This is a genomic window from Streptomyces sp. NPDC042259 (assembly GCF_055582085.1).
In genome coordinates, this window is sequence record NZ_JBVJDW010000004.1 from 743,790 (window position 1) to 746,034 (window position 2,245).

The 2,245-nt window shown below is 70.7% G+C and carries 2 protein-coding genes; both read right to left on the reverse strand.

Annotation, left to right across the window (positions count from 1 at the left end; genetic code table 11):
• Positions 1–121: 121 nt before the first annotated feature.
• A complete protein-coding gene (locus ACZ6MA_RS15580; RefSeq protein WP_469434062.1) occupies positions 122–934 on the reverse strand; it encodes an ABC transporter permease in 813 nt (270 codons plus the stop codon).
• Positions 931–1,923, reverse strand: coding sequence for an ATP-binding cassette domain-containing protein (locus ACZ6MA_RS15585; RefSeq protein ID WP_469434064.1), 993 nt, complete (start codon positions 1,921–1,923; stop codon positions 931–933). Before ACZ6MA_RS15585 ends, ACZ6MA_RS15580 begins: the two co-directional genes overlap by 4 nt.
• Positions 1,924–2,245: the final 322 nt, after the last annotated feature.

Consider the following 2,245-nt stretch of genomic DNA (forward strand, 5'->3'; position numbering starts at 1 on the left):
CAGTGGACATCCGGCGTGCTTGTCCTCAATCGCCGGACGGGCTGAATTTCAGCCCGTCCGGCGATTGAGGACACCGCCGCGCAGCGGTGGTGGTGCGGGGCACCACCCGGCCCGCCCGGGCCTAGGCCCGGGACCGGTACGCCCGCATCGCCAAGGGTATGAAGACCGCCGCGATCCCCACGGCCCACAGCAGGGACCACAGCACCGGGCGGGCCGCCCCGCCGCCGAGGAGCAGACTGCGGAAGGCGTCGGACAGATGCGTCACCGGATTCACGTCCACCCAGGCCCGCAGCCAGCCCGGCATGGTGTCGACGCGGACGAACGCGCTGCTGGTGAACGTGAGCGGGAAGATCAGCACGAACGCGAAGACCTGCACCTTCTCGACGTCGCCCGCGAGCATGCCGATCAGCACCGCGGACCACGCCACCGCCGCCGCGAAGACCATCAACAGCAGTGTGGCGCCCAGGAAGCCGCCCGGCCCACCGGTGATCCGGAAGCCCAGCGCGGAGCCGAGCCCGATCATCAGCAGCATCGCCCAGAGCTGCTTGGCGAGATCCGCCGCGATCCGGCCGAACAGCGGCGCCGAGCGGGCTATCGGGAGGCTGCGCAGCCGGTCGAAGACGCCCTTGGTGAGGTCCGTGTTCAGCGACATGGCGGTGTACATGCTCATGAACAGCGTGTTCTGGACGATGATCCCCGAGAGGGCGTACTGCAGGTACGCCTTGGGCGTCCCGGCCATCTGTCCGCCGAAGACGTACGTGAAGAGGAACACGAACATGATCGGCGTCACGCTGTAGTCGACGAGCTCCAGCGGATTGTGCTTGACGGACACCAGGCTGCGCCAGGCCATCGTGCCGGTCTGCCGGAGCGCGGCCAGGGGGCGCACCTTGCCCTGTCCGCCCAGGGGGGCGGCGGTGGCGGTGGCGGCGGTCATGACGGGGTTCCCGCCTTCGTCCGCTCGGCCACGTCCGGGGGGTGCCGGTCGGGTCGCTGTGGTTCGGCGCGGTGGCCGGTCAGGACGAGGAACACCTCGTCGAGGGAGGAGCGGCGCAACGTCAGCTCGCCGACCGGGATCGCGGCCTGGTCCAGACGGCGTACCACGGCCGGCAGCAGCTCCCGGTCGTTGACGGGGGCGGTGATCTCCTCGCCCTCGATCCTGGCCTGCCCGGCCGCCTCCCTGACCAGCGCGTGAGCCGTGGCCAGATCCGCCGGGTGCACGGGCCGCAGCTGGAGCACCTGCCCGCCGACCTGCGACTTCAGCTGGTCGGGCGTGCCTTCGGCGATGACCCGGCCCTTGTCGATCACGACGATCTCGTCGGCGAGCCGGTCCGCTTCGTCCAAATACTGGGTGGTGAGCAGGGCGGTCACCCCCTCCGCGACCAGGACGCGCAGCATGTCCCACAGCTCTCCCCTGCTGTGCGGGTCGAGGCCGGTGGTCGGCTCGTCGAGGAAGAGGATCCGGGGCCGGCCCACGAGGCTCGCCGCGAGGTCCAGCCGCCGCCGCATGCCGCCCGAGTACGTCTTGGCGGCCCGGCCCGCCGCCTCTTCGAGGTGGAACCGCTCCAGCAGCTCGCCGGCCCGGCTCCGGGCCTCGGCCCGGCCCAGGCCGAGCAGTCGGCCGATCATCAGCAGATTTTCGGTGCCGGTCAGCTTCTCGTCGACTGCGGCGTACTGCCCGGTCAGCCCGATCATGGCCCTGACCAGGCCCGCTTCCCGTACGACGTCATGGCCGCCGACGCGCGCCCATCCGCTGTCGGGAGTGAGCAGCGTCGCGAAGACGCGCACGGCGGTGGTTTTGCCCGCCCCGTTGGGGCCGAGCAGGCCGAGCACGGTGCCGGTGCGGGCGGCGAGATCCACGCCGGCCAGGGCGCGGGTCTCCTTGAAGCTCTTCACCAGGCCTTCCGCCTGGATCGCGTAACCCATCGGACGTCCCCTTGATGCCACGGCCGCCACGTGCGCCCGTGTCTCCCCCTACTGTGACCCACACCACTGACATTCCGCGCGGCGGTGTCCTCGGGGCGCCGGACGGGCTGAGGACCGAACCGCAGGTTCGTGATCACCGGACCGCCATCTTTGGTCTTGCTCGGCCGAAGGACCGTTTGACAGCAACGCGGCGTGCGGCTACGGCTTCGCGTCGGTTCTTGCGGGCCGTGAGTGCGGTTTCTTGACCCTCACGTGACGTCAGGCTGCATAGTCGGTGCCGTGGAAGGTCACTGGACCGTGGGGCGCGTGGCCGGGCTGGCCG